Raw genomic sequence first — 18,492 nt, forward strand, 5'->3', positions numbered from 1 at the left:
CATAACGATCATGGTAGTCTTTAACAATAGGGTGATGGAACAGGAACAATTTTGGTTGTCTAAGCTTGGCGATGAGTTCATCCCTTCTATGGTCCCCGCGGACTATCCTTACGTCGGTCAAACCAAATGTAAGGCTTCATTTCAAGTAACTATTGAACAAGAAATAACAGACAGGCTCATGCAGGTTTGTAAAAACTCTGATTTGCTTTTGTATACCTTTTTGTTAGCAACAGCAAAAATCTGGCTACATAAATATACCCAGCAAACAGAAATTTGCGTAGGCGCACCAAATCTTTCACCATCAAACAAGCTGGTTCCGATCGTCTCGAATCCGGCCCCACATCTAATCTCCAAGCAATTTATTAGGGATGTAAAGCAGTCTCTTGCGGAGTCTTACAAAAATCAGGATTATCCGCTTCATCATATTTATGAAAAATTGGATATAAATCCACAGGGCTCTGCCTCTCCCTTTATCAAGCTAGCTGTAGCTCTTGACAGGATACACGACCGAGATTTTGTAATGGCTCAGGAGATAGACTTTCTCTTATTTTTTTCAAAATCTGATCACTCGCTTCAGGTAACACTTCATTATGATCAGGCAGTTTATGAGTTACGGACATTAGAACGATTTTTGTCTCATTACATAAATATACTGCGTGCAATCGTTACAGACGTAAATATTACCATCAGCGAGATCGAGCTAATGAATGAGGCAGAAAAAGCTCAGCTTACTTCTTTTTCTCAAACACTTGAATCTTATTCAACAGATCAATTGGTTCATCAAGTATTTGAGAAAAAAGCTGAACGTTATCCAGATAAAGTAGCTGTAGTCTATCAGGAACAAAAGATAACCTATCGACAGCTAAACGAAAAAGCAAATCAATTGGCACGGCACTTACGAGAAAAAGGGGTAGAAAAGGACGAGGTAATTGCTCTGATGGTAGAGCGTTCCTTAGAGATGATCATCGGAATATTAGGTATTCTCAAGGCAGGGGGGGCCTATCTTCCAATCGACCCTGAAAATCCTTCCGAGCGTATAAGCTATATCCTTGCCGATAGTCAAGCGCGCTTGTTCTTGACACAAAAGACAGGAGGAAGCGATGTAGCATTTGCCGGAGAAAGAATAAACCTAGATGAGGATGAGTTATATGTAGGTGAGACCAATAATCTTGCACCAAGGCAGACACCGGCACATCTGTTATATGTCATCTATACTTCAGGTACGACCGGCAATCCAAAGGGTGTAATGGTAGAGCATCGGAACTTAATTAATTATGTAACTTGGTTTAGTAAGCAGGCTAGCATTACCCAAGACGACAGTACAATGCTCTTATCTTCTTATGCATTTGATTTAGGATATACAAGTCTTTTTCCAGCATTGCTTACTGGATGTACCTTACATATTGTACCTAAAGATACATATCTGCATCCTGACAGCTTGTTGAATTATATAAATAAGGAACAGATCAGTTTTATCAAACTTACTCCATCTCTATTTTCATTGCTAGTACAAGCCGTGGACGATGTACATACGTCTTATTTGCCCGCTTTACGTCTAGTAGTGACAGGAGGAGAGCCGATTCAGCCTATTGATGTTCATACATTTCATAGTTACTTTCCTCATGCAGCTGTCATGAATCACTACGGTCCAACAGAAGCTACAATCGGTACGTTGGCTGGACAGATTAACTTTGATGAATGGCAGAGTTTTGAAAAACGTCCGACTATCGGTAAACCAATATCTCAAGCGGAGGTTTTGATTGTCAATTCGGATTTGCAGCTTGTTCCTATAGGAGTACCTGGTGAATTGTGCATCGCAGGAAAAGGACTTGTACGCGGTTATATCGGTCAGCCTGCTTTAACAAGAGAAAAATTTATTGATCACCCCTTTCATTTAGGTGAACGACTATATAAAACGGGAGATTTCGCACGGTGGGATGAGACAGGGAAGGTTGAGTTTTTAGGCCGAATGGATCAGCAGGTAAAAATCCGAGGCTATCGGATTGAAGTAGGAGAAATTGAAAAGCATATAATCACTCATCCGTCCATCCATGAAGCAATTGTACTAGCATTTCCTAATGATCAAAACGAAAATGAGCTATACAGTTATTATCTTTCTGATGAAGAAGTAGGACAAAGTGAGCTGCGTCAATTTCTACAACAGAAAGTGCCAGATTATATGATTCCTATGCTTTTTATCCGAATAGAAAAGGTTCCTCTTACATCAAATGGTAAAATCAATCGTCATGCTTTACCTAAACCAGATGAATGTAAGCTTGATCAGCATTCCTACATAGCTCCAAGCAGTGAGATGGAAAAGCAATTGGTATTCGTATGGAAAGATATTTTAAAAAGAGAGCCTATAGGGGTAACGGATAACTTCTTTCAACTGGGTGGACATTCACTAACCGCTATTAAATTAGCCCATAAAATCGGTAAAAAATATGGGATTCGTGTCACATTGAATGATATTTTTCTGTATTCAACCGTTCGCGATCAGATTGTAATGATTGAGCAGTCAGAACAAAGAGTTGAAAGACAAATTGAGATTTCACAGAGAAGCGACTTTTATCCACTTTCTTCTATGCAACGACGTTTATTTTTATTACATCAATTTGAGGGCGTAGAGACAGCTTACAATATGCCTACGATCTGGCGGTTTTCCGGGAATTTAGACCTAAGAAAGCTAGAGCAGGCGTTTCAAACGCTGATCGACCGTCATGAAGCATTGCGTACATCGTTTCATGTGATTGATCATGTACCGATGCAACGTGTTCATTCTAACATCAACTTTTCTCTATCATTTCAAACAAAAACAAAAGTAGAAGAAAAGCAGGTGATTGAGTCATTCTTCCAGCCTTTCAATTTAGAAGTGGCTCCCTTATTTCGTGCAGGGGTAGTATCGCTATCTAATGATGAGTATCTTTTGATTGTTGATATGCATCACATTATTTCGGATGGTATCTCCATAAGCATACTAATGGCTGAGCTTAAAAAAGCTTATCGCGACCAGAATTTGCCACCATTACGGATTCAATACAAAGATTATGCGATGTGGCAGCAAAAGTGGGAACAATCAGAAGAGTATAAGCAACAAAAACAATTTTGGCTAACGCAATTTTCTGATGAGCTTCCCGTTCTAAACCTGCCAACAGACTTTATACGCCCAAAAATCCAGACTTTTAAGGGAGATATCGTAACTGCTACGTTATCGGGAAAACAATTTGAAGCGATGAAACAGCTCTGTCAAAAAAACGGGGCGACCCTTTATATGTTTCTACTGGCTGCATACAACATTGTGCTCGCTAAATATAGCAATCAGGAAGATATCGTGGTTGGAACGGCAGTGGCTGGGCGAAATGTCAGCGATCTGGAATCTGTAATCGGCATGTTCGTTAATACATTAGCAATTCGAAATAAACCCGTAACAAGTAAAATATTTACGGGTTTCTTAGAAGAAGTAAAGCAACAAACCATTCAGGCGTTTAACCATCAGGATTACTCTTTAGATGAATTGGTAGAAAATCTTGCGCTACCTAGAGATATGGGACGAAATCCATTATTTGATACGATGCTAACGCTTCAGAACTATGAGAAACAGACCGTTGAATTAGATGGAATTACAATCAGACCAATCATGAAAGATCATGAAGTTGCTAAATTTGATATTACGGTTGTCGCTGTAGAAAATGAGGATCAATTACAGCTTTCCTGGGAATTTTCCACTGATCTCTGGAAGAAGGAATCAGCGAAGCAGATGTTGAAACATTTTATAACAGTAATGGAAAAAGTTTCAATAAGACCTGAGATAACCATCGGCGAAATAGAAGTCCTATGTGAAGAAGAAAAAAACGAATTGCTAGCCATCAATCACCAAATGGCGATTTCTTATGACAAAGAACAAACTATTATGGATTTGATTGAGTGTCAGGTGAATTTGCATCCTGATCACGTTGCGGTTGTTTCGGATGGGAACAAACTGTCATATCAAGAGCTGAATCAAGCAGCTAACCGACTTGCTAAGCATCTGCTCTTAAAAGGGGTGAAGCGCAATCAACCAATTGGTGTCATGATGGATCGTAGTCCCGAACTCATTATCAGCATTTTAGCTATTTTAAAGGCGGGCGGTGTTTACGTACCTATATCTACGAATTATCCCACAGAACGAATTGAATACATGCTAGAAGATAGTAAAGTTGGCTTGGTAGTAACCAATCAGTATCCACTGCCAGAGTTACGCTTTGAGGGTGAATGGATTCGTGTAGAGGAAGTAGCATTAGACGAAAATGTTGAAGATATCACAAGGCTTGCGAAAGCAGATGATCTTGTTTATATCATTTACACGTCTGGTTCAACGGGAAAACCAAAAGGGGTCATGATTCAACACAGAGCCTTACATCATTTCGTCACTGCCATGAATAAAGAATTCTTAGATGAAATTAGTTATTTAGATCGTGTACTCATCTCTACAGATATCTCGTTTGACGTTAGCTGCTTTGAAATTTTTCAGGCATTGATAAATGGTTCAACACTTGTTCTTTTTAATGGACAGAAATTTGATGTTGCGCTTCTTGCAACAACAATTCGGGAAGAAAAGGTAACGTTAGCTTACATACCACCAGCTCTGCTTAACCAATTGTATGAGACGATCCTTGCATCACCTGATCAATATGCCTTACATAAAATGCTTGTTGGTGTAGAACCAATTAAGGATGAGGTATTGGCACGATACCTGTCACTTCATCCTAATATGTGTATCGTCAATGGCTATGGACCAAGTGAGGCTACCATTTGCTGTACTGCTTTCCGCTATGAAAAAAGCGAGATAACGGGCAAATATGTATCCATTGGTAAACCGATAGGCAACACGCAGGTTTATATTCTAGATTCTGAGCTTCATCTGGTTCCAAAAGGTGTGACTGGTGAACTGTGGATTGCAGGAGAGGGGCTATCCCTCGGATATCTGAATCAGCCAAAGCTGACAGAAGAACGGTTTATAGCGAACCCCTTTGATTCTAATACTTTGATGTACCGAACAGGAGACAAAGCAAAATGGACAGAGGGGGGGAATTTGGAGTTTTTGGGTAGAATCGATCATCAGGTGAAAATTCGAGGTTACCGGGTTGAACTGGGTGAAATTGAAACTCTTCTGCTGCGTCATCCAGAGGTTAAAGCGGCACTGGTTATGACTAGAACAGATTCTTATGACATTCCATATTTGTGTGCTTATGTCGTCTTTCAAAATAATGATTGGACTTCAGCTCCAGATGCTACACAGATTCTACACCAATGGCTTGCTGCTTTTTTACCTGATTATATGATCCCTAGCTTTTTTATTGCAGTAGATGAATTCAAACTAACCCCCAATGGCAAAATCGATCGCAAAAGCTTGCCTGAACCAAATGCAAACGTGCCTAGAAATGAACAGAGCTACTTGGCGCCGCGAAACAGCTTTGAAGAACAAATGGTACGGTTGTGGGAGGAAGTTTTAGAAGTTACACCGATTGGGATTATGGACAATTTCTTTATGCTAGGAGGTCATTCACTTAAAGCGTTTGTGCTGGCTAACAAGATTAGGCAACGCTTTGGGCTCAGCCTGCCTTTGTCCGATTTATTTAAGGCCCCGACTATAGCAGGCTTATGTGATCATTTACAGAATCGAGAGTCTGTCCTAGACAAGAATGTTATTTTGCTTAAAAAAGGAAGTAGTAAGGTCCCTCCACTATTCTTGATTCACGGTCAAGGAGGAGGAGTTATTACATTCTCTCATTTAGCGCGTGAATTAGAGTGTGACTGTAGCGTTTATGGTATTCAAGCTGTTGGTTATGAGGGGGAAGCGGATGCTCTGTCAACAGTTGAAGAAATGGCTGCTCACTATATCGCTTCTATTCGACGGATTGCGCCAACAATGCCTATTCAGCTAGTTGGTTGGTCCTTTGGAGGCTTGGTTGCTTATGAAATGACTAAACAATTAGAGCAGCAGGGAGAACAGGTCGAATTACTGGCTATGATTGACTGTCTACCGCTGCTGGATAGGGAGCGCATTTCGATAGACCAGAGTTATAAAGAATTGGACGCTGTCATTTTATATGCGCTTCTAAATGGGATAAATCAGGAGGATTTGGCAGCAGTAGCGGAAGAAGAAAAAATGAGATTTTGCTGGGAAGAGGCATGCAAACAAAAACTGTTTCCCGACGAGGAGTATCGACCAGAGTTACTGTCTAAACTACGCATTCATGCAACGAACGGATTGGCTATTCACAAATATCGGCTTTCTGGGCAGATTGACACTGATCTGCACCTATTTCTTGCTTCAGATGAATCAATACGGCATCAGGTTACCACGAGTAAAGAGGTGACACGTTGGAAGCCATTTACTACGGGACAGATAAAGTCAGCATATTTTTCAGGGGATCATTACACGATGCTTGAAATGCCGCATGTTCAGCAGATGGCTAAAATCCTTAACGAGCTGATGATCTGAGATAGAAGAGTTTTCACCAATTGAGATTGACTGACATCTTTTTTATCGCTGATGGGATTCTACTTACCCTGTGGAAAATGGATTTGGAAAGCTGTAGCGATTTAGTAGTAGAGATTTATAAATACTGAAAGTGAGGGTGATTATTTTGACCGTTACGTATGAATACTTTCCGCTTTCGCATCCGCAAAAACGAATCTGGTACATAGAAAAAACATATCCTCACACCTCCATGTACAATATCGGGGGAATCGTTCAAATGAATGGCTCTGTTGATATTGCTTGCCTTACTCAGGCTATCAAGATTTTTATAAAAAAGCATGATGGGTTAAGGCTTCACATGCATGATAACGAGGGTAATGTAAGTCAATACATGGTAGAACTGGATGATGTTGAAGTGCCTTTCTACGATTTTAGTCATTCGGAGCATGCTGAAGAAGAGGCACTGAAATGGGCTGAGACAGAGTTTAAAAAGCCCTTTGTGCTAGTTGATCGTCCGTTGTTTTCTTTTGCTACTTTTCGAGCTCACGAGAAATATACTGGATATTTTGTTAAGTTACATCATATTATTGCTGATGGCTGGTCTATCAATATTATGACAAATCAAATCAGCAGTATTTATCAAAAAGTAAAAAATGGTCACGATTTAGCAGAAGAGGTTGAATCCTCATACTTAGATTTTTTGCAACAAGAGGACAAGTATTTAACTTCCTCACGTTTTGAAAAGAATAAGAAATATTGGAATGAGAAATTCCATTCACTCCCTGACAGCTTTTTGAATAAAAGCTCAGATCAGGTAGAAGGAAAGAGAAGGAGTATTGAGCTTGATAAAGACCTGTCAGCTCGTATAAATAGGTTTGCTACTAGTCACAAGCTATCGCTAAATTCCCTGTTTATCATGCTCGTCTTACTCTATCAGTACAAAACGCAACAAAATCATGATCAAATACTCGGTATCCCCGTACTTAATCGTTCGGGAAATAAAGAAAAAAATATCTTTGGAATGTTTACAAGCACCATGCCATTTCGCATGGTGCTAGAGGATACGGAAACATTAGTAGGCTTATCTAAACGGATTCATAATGAAATACTAAGTAATTTTTTTCATCAAAAATATCCGTATGATCTGTTGATTAGTGACTTGGAGCTGAAGAAAAAAGGCTATGATAACCTCTTCCAAGTTTGTGTGAATTATTATGGAACAAGACTAGTTAATGAGCTGGAAGGGATTCGCTTAGATAATGTGGAGTTTTATAGTGGGTATCAGGCTTATTCATTGCAGCTAGTAATAAAAGAATGGTCAAGTGAGAGCAAAATTACCTTATTCTACGATTACAAAACCAGTGATTATACCAATGAAAAAATAGAAGAAATTCACAATCGGCTAATGTACATGCTTGAACAGTTCTTAGAACAACCAGAGAAGTCGATCAAGGAGGTTTCTCTTTTAAGTCCTCAAGAAAAACATGAGAATTTGTATGGTCGAAATCAAACAGATGCGTTTTACCCAAAAGATAAGCTGATCCATCAGCTTTTTGAGGAACAGGTAGCGTTAACGCCTGATCGTGTGGCTGTGTGTTTTCAACAAAACACCTACACCTATTTTCAGCTAAATGAACAAGCCAACAGATTAGCACGCACCCTTCGTGCAAAAGGTGTAGGGCCAGATCAATTGGTTGGCATTTATATGAGGCATTCGTATGAGATGATTGTGGGCATCTGGGCGGTATTAAAAGCAGGAGGGGCATACGTGCCGATCGATCCTGATTTTCCGCTTGATCGTGTTTCATATATTTTGCAGGATAGTCAGGCCAAGCTTTTACTATCAAATGAAGATGTACATCTTGAAAGCTTCAAGGGAGAGATTATTCGTCTGGATGATCCAGCAAGCTATTCTTCAGAATCGCAAAACCTTACAACCCTTAATCAAGCAAGCGACTTGGTGTATGCGATTTATACTTCTGGCTCTACAGGAAAACCAAAGGGGACATTAATTGAACATAGAGGCTTGGTCAACTACATCCATTGGGCAAAACAAAAGTACATACAAACTCAGGATGAAACCTTTGCACTCTATTCTTCCTTAGCATTTGATTTAACCGTTACTTCTATTTTTGCTCCGCTTTTAAATGGAAATCAGGTGATTGTATATGTCGAGAATGACTCTGAATTTGTGCTAGATACAATTCTTCGCGAGAATCGTGTCAATATTCTTAAACTCACACCAGCACATCTTGCTTTAATTAGCAGCAGGGATAATCACAATTCCGTAATCAAGCGGCTTATCGTTGGTGGAGAAGACCTGAAGGCAACACTTGCCGCTAAAACCTATGAAAGCTTCAGCGGAGATATCTGTATTTACAATGAGTATGGTCCGACAGAAACGGTAGTGGGCTGCATGATTTATGAATATAATCCGCAGATAGATCGGATGGGTTCTGTGCCAATTGGTCGTCCAATTCATAACGTACAAATCTACCTGCTCAATGATGATTTACAGCCTGTACCTGATGGTGTTATAGGAGAGTTGTATATTTCTGGTGATGGAGTCGCTAGAGGATATTTGGCTAGAGAGGATTTAACGAAGGATCGTTTCTTAGACAATCCGTTTAAGCAGGGACATCGTCTGTACAAGACGGGTGACCTTGCCAGAATGCTACCTTCACAAGATATAGAGTATGCAGGAAGAATTGATCATCAGGTAAAGCTAAAAGGATATCGGATTGAATTAGGGGAAATTGAGAACTGCTTAACTAGTTTCGCATCTGTTAAGGAAGCTGTGGTCATTGATCGATTAGAGGAGAACGGGCACAAATACCTGTGTGCCTATATGATTGCAGATAAAAATATTTCCATCGTTGAGATGCGTGTAAAGCTAGCAAGCAAGCTCCCTTCTTATATGATTCCAAGCTATTTCGTTACGGTTGATACATTTCCATTAACCTCAAATGGAAAAATTGATCGCAATCAGCTTCCTGATCCGCTTGCTACAAATCGTGCTAATCAAGTGGGCGATAAACCGGCAAACGATACAGAAGGAATAGTAATGAAAATCATGAAAGAAGTGCTACAGACACATGAAATTACCGTAGATTCTAATTTTTATTTTCTTGGTGGAGATTCAATAAAAGCGATACAGGTTGTTAGTAAGTTAAACCAGATGAATCTGGGTGCAACCGTGAAAGATATTATGACTTTCCCAGTGATACATGAGCTTGCAGCAGCAATTGAATTGAACCAACAGCCTGTGGCTCCACAAACTGTGATGAGCGGTACAATTAAGCCAACACCAATCACCGCATGGTTTTTCTCACAGAATCTAAGTAAACCCGAGCATTGGAATCAATCTGTTCTGCTTCAACTAAAAAAGACATTTTCAACGGAACAAATAAGTAACGTACTCACAAAAATTGTCCATCATCACGATACGTTACGACTGAACTATGATGGGAAGGCAGAAGTCCTCTACTATAATGAGAAGCATTTAGCTCACCCAGTGGATGTTCAAACAGTTAATTTAATGGGAATGCCTATTGATAAACAGCTCGAAAAAATGAAACAAATGGGTGAGCAGGTGAAAAGCAGTCTAGATCTAGAAGGGGGATTATTGCTTAAGGCAGTATTGTTCCTGTTAGATGAAGGGCAGACAAGGTTGTTACTCACGGCACATCATTTAGTAGTAGATGGGGTTTCGTGGCGGATTTTATTAGAAGATATGGGGCTGCTTCTCGGCTGTATAGAAGGAGGACGTGATTTACATTTACCAGCAAAAACGCATTCGTTTCAAAAATGGGCGGAGGAGCTGGATGCTTATAGTAAAACAGGAGCATTACGCTATGAGCAATACTGGAAGGAAGCAATCGGGGCTCCGGTATTACAAAATGAAACAAAAAACGAAACCAAGGAATCCTTACAAAATACTGAAACACTTCATGCTGAGTTTAGCATAGAGTCAACGGAGCAATTGCTACGCAACGCCAACAGAGCATATCAAACCCATGCTCATGAGCTCATCATCATGGGAGTATGCTTAGCAATCAAATCTGCGATGAATGAAACTGACATAGTGCTTGAGATGGAGGGGCATGGACGAGAACAGTTGTTTTCTGATATCGATGTATCGCGTACCATTGGATGGTTTACGTCTATGTATCCCGTCAGATTACAACTTCCTCAGGGGGATATTGCTCAGGTAATGAAAGATATCAAGGAACAGATCAGAACTGTGCCTAATAAAGGGATCGACTTTGGAGTTCTCTCTTATTTGACAGGTACACTTACCCAGCCCTCAGATAAGCGAATTCGTTTTAACTTTTTAGGCGAAGTGGACAATCAAATGGACAACCAGTACCTTACGTTAGCACATGAGGATACGGGAACGGATATCTCCTTACAAAATCCAATGACATACCTCATAGAAATTAATGCCATGATCAAAGAGAAAAAATTGCATGTTGCTCTTACCTACAGTCAAAGCAACTATCAGCGAGTAGCCATGAAAGAATTTCTGGATATTATCATCACTAGCACAAACGATATTCTCAAGCATTGCTGCCAGTCAGAAGAGATACGAGATTTTACCCCTTCTGATTTTACTACTGTTACTCTCACACAAGATGATCTTGATGATTTATTCGCATAAGAAAGGAAACGAAACAGATGAACATGAAAAAATTGTTAAGCTTCCCCATTTTTTTGACATGGGTGCTTGCCTTTATTCTCTTCGTGTATCCAGTTACTCAAATCAGTGCAGCTACTCTTTCTCTATCACCCCAAAGCTTAGAGCAGATTGAATCGTTCATTACAAAGCAAATGAATACGGCTGAAATTCCTGGTCTACAGGTCATCATCGTGGAAAAAGACAAAACCATATATCAGAAGGGCTTTGGCTATGCAGATATATTGAGCAACAAGCCTGTTACAAATGAAACGTTGTTTGAACTGGGATCAAATAGCAAGGCTTTTACTGGTCTTGCCGTCTTAGAATTAGCTGATAAAGGACTGCTTGATTTGAATGACCCGGTAACAAAGTATCTTCCTTGGTTGAATCTTTCCTATAAAGGGAAGATTCAACCTATTACAATCAGACAATTCCTTTATCATACTAGTGGAGTTCCGTTCAAATCGATAGGTTTTCTCCCTGAAGGTAATGAAGAGGATGCACTTGAAAAAACGGTGCGAACATTGCTTTCACAGGAATTGAATCGTGAACCAGGTACAAGGTATGAATATGCGACCATCAATTACGATGTGTTAGGATTGGTAATAGAAAAGGTCACGAAACAATCTTTTGAAACCTATATCAAGCAAAATATCTTACATGCTCTTGAGCTTTCACATACATATGTTGGTGAGCAAAACGTCGATCAGACTCAAAAGGCCACAGGCTACAAGATAGGGTTCACAGAGCCTCAACAATACAATCCGCCTAGTTTCCGGGGAAATACGCCAGCAGGCTATCTCATAAGCAATGGAGTAGATATAGCTCGGTGGATGAAAATCCAAATCGGAGCAGCTAGCACAGGTAGTTTTAAGCCTGATCTAATAAAAGCATCTCATGAGCCAGATCGTAAGGTAAAACCTAGCAGCAATGGGTCATCATATGCGGCGGGCTGGGAGGTTTATCAAAGTGGAGATGGTGAGATTTCCCACTCCGGAAGTAACCCAACGTTTAGCTCGTTTATTGTCATTCGTCCAACTGAACAAATCGGAGTGGCTGTATTAGCCAATATGAACAGTACCTATACAGTTAATATCGGGCAGGGAATCATGAATATGCTTCTTGATAAAGAGGTGCCCCCCATTCATTCCGACCTGAATAAAAAACTGGACCAGTTAGCGTTTTCCATTATTTGTGTAGTTGCTCCAGTTTGTTTCGCCATTCTTTTTTTACTAGGCCGTATTTTTCTTGAAATAGGGAAAAAGCAACGAAAGCTTCAAGTGACAAAAAAGAAGGTAATTGTGGGTCTACTGTTCCATTTGTTGTTGTTATGCATATTTTCGTTAACCATTTTTTATTTGCCGAACCTACTGTTTATGGAATTAACGTGGCAATTTATTAAAGTATGGATTCCAGAGACAATTATGCTGGCTATATATGGAGTTACATTAGCATTTGTTCTCTATATATGTTATTCATTACTTCTTTTATTTTCTAAAAAAAAACAGGAAAACATCTATTTTTCCTTGATGGTTCTAAGCATTGTTAGTGGTTTTGGTAACGCCTTTATTATCTTCATTGTAAATGAAGCCTTTGTAAGAACGAATAATCTAGTTAACGGTTTATTGTTTTATTTTATCATCGGGATTTTTATGTATGTTGTAAGTCAAAAGGTACTTCGTTCACGTCTTGTGACATTAACCAATCAATTAGTTTATGAAAAACGGATGGAATTGGTTGATAAATTACTTCAAACTAGCTTTAGCAGCTTAGAACAAATAGAGCAAGGCCGTATTCAGGCAACACTAAACAATGATACAGAGGTTATTAGTCGAGCAATCAATATTATTATCACTTGTGTGACGAATCTAATCACGTTAGTGTGTTGCTTTATTTATCTAGGGGTCATGAATTTTTATGCATTTGTACTTTCCGCTCTGATCATCGGGCTTGTTGCAGCAATCTACTATCTGATTGGGGAGAAGGCAAATAAACTGTGGGAGAAAACACGTGATATTCAGAATGTTTTCTTCAAATTCATCAGCGATATGACTAGTGGAAGTAAAGAACTGACCTTGCATAGAAGGAAACGTGAAGAATTTCATCTTGCCGTTCAGGAAAGCTGCGCGGAATATCGGGACAAGCGAGCTGAGGGCGATCTTAAATTTGCCAACGTATTCATTATTGGAGAATTACTGTTTATTATCGTCATCGGTTGTGTCGTATTCATCTTTCCTGAGATTTTTAAACAAATGGATGTTGATATGCTGCGGAACTATGTTTTTGTTTTCTTGTATATGACCGGTCCTGTCAATGGTTTATTAAATGGACTCCCGCAAATTGTGATGATTCGTATTAGCTGGAAACGTATCACTAACATGATTCAAGAACTAGCTTTAGCCAAGGACAAAGAGCAAGATAAGGTGATATTGTCAGAGAGCGTCAAGCAACCCATTCGGATGGTCGTAACGGATGTTTCATACGATTATGAAGCTCAAGAGGAGCGAGGCTTTAGCGTTGGACCGATTAATTTTGAATTTGCGTCTGGAGAAATTATTTTTATTACAGGCGGAAATGGGAGTGGGAAGTCGACGCTCGCGAAGCTACTAACCGGTCTGTACGCCCCGGTAAAAGGGGAAATTTCTATCAATGGCAGCAAGGTGACACATGCTCAATTGAATCAATATTACTCTGCCATTTTTGGCGATTTCCACTTGTTTGATCGCCTTTATGGGATTGATTTTATGCAAAATGAAAAAGAGATTGAGCGTTATTTAGAGGTCTTAGAGCTACAGGATAAGGTGAAAGTGGAAAATGGGGTTTTCAGTACAACCAAGCTTTCAACAGGACAAAAGAAACGTCTTGCTCTTTTGATTACCTATCTTGAAGATCGGCCCATTTGCCTTTTTGATGAGTGGGCTGCTGACCAAGATCCTGAATATCGGCGCTTTTTCTACCAAGTATTATTGCCAGACATGAAGCAAAAAGGAAAATGTATTATTGCCATTACACATGATGATCAATACTTCCACATCGCAGATAAGGTGATTAAGATGGATGCGGGGCAAATGAAGAGCCCAGTATGTGTTTGAGCAGATGATGCGGTAGTTTGGTAAGCCAGCAAAGAGACTCACTTTTTACTGCCTTAAGCAGAAAGTGAGTCTCTTACTTTACCAAATCAGAAAACGTATGTAGTAGACAACTGGGTTCATCATTAGGCATCAAGGCATACTTGGGTTAAATTTATAGCAGAGATTAGTAAGCTACATTTTTGGAGATAAAACCGACAACCACGTTGCCATTTGAGTCCTTACTAGAACCATAGTACCAAGTCTGATTTTCTCCGACAACGGACACCTCAGCATGCAGCGGGGCAGAACCACGGGCTTTACTTTTAGTTGATGGTGTTGCATAGAAATAACCTTTATCAGCTTGGATGCTTACTTTTTTAGGGCTAATTACAGTGTATTGGGTTAGCAGTGTTTTAGAGAGATAGCCTTGCTCTAGGGAGGCAAACTGAGCTGAACCGCCTTTATCCTTTACCTCATAGCCATACCAGAGGGTTGTAGATACAGTAGCAGAGGTTGCAGGAGCACTATAGACAGGTGCTTGGTCGACTGCAACGATGGTTTTCTTCTGTACGACCGGGGCTTTTCCAGCAGGTTTCGCGGTGGGAGCAGTGCTTTTACTAGGTGCTTTAGCTTTGGTAGGAGATGTACCTTTGGTTGAACTGGAGCTACCACCATTATGGTAATGATATTCTCCATAGGAAAGGCCCCACTTTTCACAGTTGGTGCGGCAGGTATGCCCTCCGTTCTTGTCTGTACGACCTGGATGTGCAGAGGTTTGTTGGAAAGGAACAGCTAGCATCGTTACGAACAGAAAGAATAGTAGTGCTTTTTTCATAGAACATTCCTCCTATAATAATCTCGATTCTATCATAACATAAATCCAAAAAATGGAAAGTTATGAATTTATGCTCAAATATTGCTAGTAAAAATAGAAATGCATACAGCAAAAAAGAGAGGGACAGTACCCCTCTTTTTTGGTCAGATGTATCGCAATCATCGGTATTCATCTCTTATTTGGTGCACTCGTAATTCATCTCGTGGTATTCTTTAATTAGTTTTTTTAGAAGGATGCTTTCATAAGTGTTTAGACCTTGCGAATTCTCCAACATGATGAGGGAGTGTAGGTCGTTCTCTAGCATTAATTTCCTACGGTCTGTACTCGTTAGTGCCATGGGGTCTTCCCAACTCCTTTATTGTTAGATTGGTAATTAGTATATCGTTATTTCATTCTTTGGTAAAACATGGGAAATGGCGACCTCTCTTGATAATATAGCTTCTCATGGTCTGAGCGAAGCTGACTTAACCTATCCCTACAATTGCGACAATATAATGCCGAATACAGCCAAATACGGCTGTTTTGGGTAGAAATACAAGAAATAGGCATGATTTTTGTAATCATGGATTTCATCTAATAAAGAAGGTATTTAGGAGGAGTTACACATGAATATGGCTGTAGAAGCTGTTCTATTAGCAACAAAAGCACATGCCAATCAACAAGATAAAGGGGGACAGCCTTATATACTACATCCCTTGCGCGTTATGATGTACATGCCTTCGGACGAAGCGAGAGCCGTTGCTGTTTTACATGATGTATTAGAGGATACTGATGTCACTGTGGATGATTTGCGAGTAGCAGGATTTCCAAAGGAAGTTGTGGAGGCTGTTATGATTCTTACGAAAAATCCAAAAGAGGAATATGACAGCTATATTACAAGGGTGAAACACAATCAACTGGCGCGAGCTGTAAAGATTGCCGATATCAAGGATAATTTGGATTTAACTCGAATAGCTGAGCCTACGGAGGATGATTTGGCTTGCATAGAAAAATACAAGCGTGCACTTAAAGAATTAGAGGCTGATGATGAGAATAATCAAAAGGTAAAAAGGCAGGAGGCCAGTGCACCAGCACAAGCGGAGCTAGCAGAAAAAAACGAAGAAAGCACTTCTTGTGAATCTACAAAGGAAGACGATTCTCAAACAGAAGCGATGGCTAATGACCAACAAGATAAAGCGGAATGAAATTCTCAATAATTTTGATTGAAACTGCTTGGACTTGTGTCATTCTCTGAAGGCTGTTATTCTAATAAAATAGTGTATTTTTGCACAAGCGACCTACGATAAAGGAATGTGCAAGAGAGAGAGAATGAAGGAGGGCTCCATGGGCTTATTTCACTTTGACCTAAACACGCTCCCATTCCGGGTTATTGCGTTCGTGATTGCCTTTTCCATGCATGAATGGGCACATGCGTTTATTGCCTATCGATTGGGTGATAACACAGCGAAAAATGAGGGGCGTTTAACACTTAATCCAATTCCGCATCTAGATCCATTCGGACTCCTGATGATTTTGTTTGGACCATTTGGATGGGCTAGACCTGTTCCGTTTAATCCATATAATTTTAGAGGGAATAAACGCTTAGGAATTGTGTATGTTGCAGCAGCAGGACCGTTCATAAATCTAGTATTAGCATTTTTCTTTTCGTTTTTATGGTTTTATATTCAGACCCCATTCTGGGTAGATTTGATGGCTTCGTGGCCTGCCAAAGGGATAGAAGCAGTTTCCTTAACCTTGCAGTACTGTATTGTGATTAACTGCGCTATGTTAGTGTTTAACATGCTTCCTATAGCTCCATTAGATGGTTCTAAAATCTTGCGTTACATTTTACCTCAAAAATGCAGTGGATTCTTTGATAAATTAGATCTATATGGACCATGGCTGCTATTGTTAATCGTATTCTTGCCACCGTTGCGAGGATTGCTTAGCGTACCACTCAACATCGTATGGTCTTGGATTGAAAGCACGACTCGGTATGTGGTTATTCAGCTTTTTTTATAACATGATTGCAATGAAGTAAGGCGGGATTAGCGTTGTCATATAGTATTAAATTGGATTCGTTTGAAGGGCCGCTCGATTTGCTTTTGCATTTGATCGACAAGGCAGAGGTAGATATCTATGATATACCCATAGCTGTGATTACTGAACAGTATTTGGATACCATTCATACGATGCGTGAGCTTCAATTGGATGTAGCTAGTGAGTTCGTAGTCATGGCTGCTACTCTATTGGCCATCAAAAGCAAAACGCTGCTTCCGAAAAAAGAGGAGTTACATTTTGAGCCATTGCACGATGATTATGGTGAAGAGGAAGATCCTCGCGATGAACTGGTACAACGCTTATTGGAATATAAAAAATTCAAGCGTGTAGCCGAACAACTGCGCGAAATGGAGACGGGGCGTAGTCAGGTATTTACTCGACCGGCTGAAGACTTAACACCATATGTGCGTGAGGAAGAGCCCGGAGTTGCCAACGTAACCCTATTTGACATGCTTCACGCGTTAGAAAAATTGTTTGCTAGATTGCAAACAAAAGAGCCTGTAGCCAAGGTTTCACGGGATGAAATATCCATAAAGGATCGGATGAAAGAGATTCGTCAGCTCATTAAGGTTGGAGGAGGGCATGTTCGCTTCTCTCAATTGTTTATCACAAATGTTACTCGCACTGAGATTGTAACAACGTTCCTTGCCTTACTGGAATTGATGAAGGGAAAGGCTATCACGTGTGTTCAAAATCAATTATTTACGGACATCTTGATCAGTGAGGGAAAGGGAGAAACGGAACATGGATTATGATAAATTAAAATCGGTGATAGAGGGACTTTTATTTATCTCCGGTGATGAGGGGATAGATGCAAAGCAGATTGCGGAAATCATTGAGGTTTCTGAGGAGGTTGTCGTTGACCTACTCGAAGATATGAAGGCGGACTTTTACCGATCGAAAAGAGGCATTCAGCTTGTGGAAGTGGCGAAAGCTTATCAATTGACTACCTTGCCTGAACACATGATGTATTTTGAAAAGCTGGCTACTTCCCCTACCCACTCGTCTTTATCGCAAGCGGCATTGGAAACCTTAGCTATCATCGCGTATCGCCAGCCGATCACTCGCTCTGAGGTAGAGGAGATTCGTGGAGTTAAATGCGAAAAAGCGTTACATACCCTGACATCAAAGCTTTTAATTAAAGAAATGGGACGTGCAGAGGGGATCGGACGACCGATTTTATATGGCACTACCAAAGATTTTCTAGAGTATTTTGGATTGAAAGGAATTGCAGATTTACCAGAACCGCCAGTTGATTTTTCATTTGATCAGCAGGATGAGGATATGGCTCAATTGTTTGGCGGAAAGGAATCTGCTGGAAACGACTAGGACCCGATTAAGATTGGGGTATATCATAGGTCTTGTCTCCATATACTTGGTACAAACCCATTGTAAACCAAGCATG

Annotated in this window: 8 protein-coding genes; 7 read left to right on the plus strand and 1 reads right to left on the minus strand. The window is 40.1% G+C overall.

Going from position 1 to position 18,492, the window contains the following annotated elements; genetic code table 11:
* The first annotated feature begins 10 nt into the window (after positions 1-10).
* The 3 genes from GOP56_RS02050 (at position 11) to GOP56_RS02060 (ending at position 14,233) form a co-directional block, all read left to right on the plus strand.
* On the plus strand, positions 11-6,484 hold the full coding sequence (locus GOP56_RS02050; RefSeq protein ID WP_163244362.1) for an amino acid adenylation domain-containing protein: 6,474 nt from the start codon (positions 11-13) through the stop codon (positions 6,482-6,484).
* Positions 6,485-6,620: 136 nt separating this feature from the next.
* Entirely contained in the window at positions 6,621-11,123 is a 4,503-nt protein-coding gene (locus tag GOP56_RS02055; protein ID WP_254068569.1) for an amino acid adenylation domain-containing protein, read from the plus strand.
* 17 nt (positions 11,124-11,140) lie between these two features.
* Positions 11,141-14,233, plus strand: coding sequence for a cyclic peptide export ABC transporter (locus tag GOP56_RS02060; RefSeq protein ID WP_254068571.1), 3,093 nt, complete (start codon positions 11,141-11,143; stop codon positions 14,231-14,233).
* 163 nt (positions 14,234-14,396) lie between these two features.
* Here GOP56_RS02060 and GOP56_RS02065 read toward each other — a convergent pair whose 3' ends face one another.
* Positions 14,397-15,047 carry a YHYH domain-containing protein gene (locus GOP56_RS02065; RefSeq protein ID WP_096887374.1) on the minus strand — a complete coding sequence of 217 codons (651 nt, stop codon included), beginning with the start codon at positions 15,045-15,047 and terminating at the stop codon, positions 14,397-14,399.
* Between the two features lie 605 nt (positions 15,048-15,652).
* Here GOP56_RS02065 and GOP56_RS02070 point away from each other — a divergent pair.
* From GOP56_RS02070 to scpB, 4 genes are all read left to right on the plus strand, one after another.
* Complete coding sequence (locus tag GOP56_RS02070; protein WP_163244364.1) at positions 15,653-16,231, plus strand: guanosine-3',5'-bis(diphosphate) 3'-pyrophosphohydrolase; 579 nt, start codon at positions 15,653-15,655, stop codon at positions 16,229-16,231.
* Between the two features lie 139 nt (positions 16,232-16,370).
* Complete coding sequence (locus GOP56_RS02075) at positions 16,371-17,048, plus strand: site-2 protease family protein (RefSeq protein ID WP_003338466.1); 678 nt, start codon at positions 16,371-16,373, stop codon at positions 17,046-17,048.
* Positions 17,049-17,080: 32 nt separating this feature from the next.
* The gene (locus GOP56_RS02080; protein WP_003338467.1) at positions 17,081-17,842 is read left to right on the plus strand and encodes a segregation and condensation protein A; all 762 of its coding nucleotides are present in this window, start codon (positions 17,081-17,083) and stop codon (positions 17,840-17,842) included.
* Positions 17,832-18,416, plus strand: coding sequence for an SMC-Scp complex subunit ScpB (scpB, locus tag GOP56_RS02085; RefSeq protein ID WP_163244365.1), 585 nt, complete (start codon positions 17,832-17,834; stop codon positions 18,414-18,416). Before GOP56_RS02080 ends, scpB begins: the two co-directional genes overlap by 11 nt.
* Positions 18,417-18,492: the final 76 nt, after the last annotated feature.

Source organism: Brevibacillus sp. 7WMA2 (genome assembly GCF_010748895.1).
GTDB lineage: Bacteria > Bacillota > Bacilli > Brevibacillales > Brevibacillaceae > Brevibacillus_B > Brevibacillus_B halotolerans.

Excerpts from the sequence above, each read along its gene's own strand:
- GOP56_RS02050 (WP_163244362.1), top strand. The coding sequence starts at position 11 with ATGGTAGTCTTTAACAATAGGGTGATGGAACAGGAACAATTTTGGTTG.
- GOP56_RS02060 (WP_254068571.1), top strand. The coding sequence starts at position 11,141 with ATGAACATGAAAAAATTGTTAAGCTTCCCCATTTTTTTGACATGGGTG.
- GOP56_RS02065 (WP_096887374.1), bottom strand. The coding sequence starts at position 15,047 with ATGAAAAAAGCACTACTATTCTTTCTGTTCGTAACGATGCTAGCTGTT.
- GOP56_RS02070 (WP_163244364.1), top strand. The coding sequence starts at position 15,653 with ATGAATATGGCTGTAGAAGCTGTTCTATTAGCAACAAAAGCACATGCC.
- GOP56_RS02075 (WP_003338466.1), top strand. The coding sequence starts at position 16,371 with ATGGGCTTATTTCACTTTGACCTAAACACGCTCCCATTCCGGGTTATT.
- scpB (WP_163244365.1), top strand. The coding sequence starts at position 17,832 with ATGGATTATGATAAATTAAAATCGGTGATAGAGGGACTTTTATTTATC.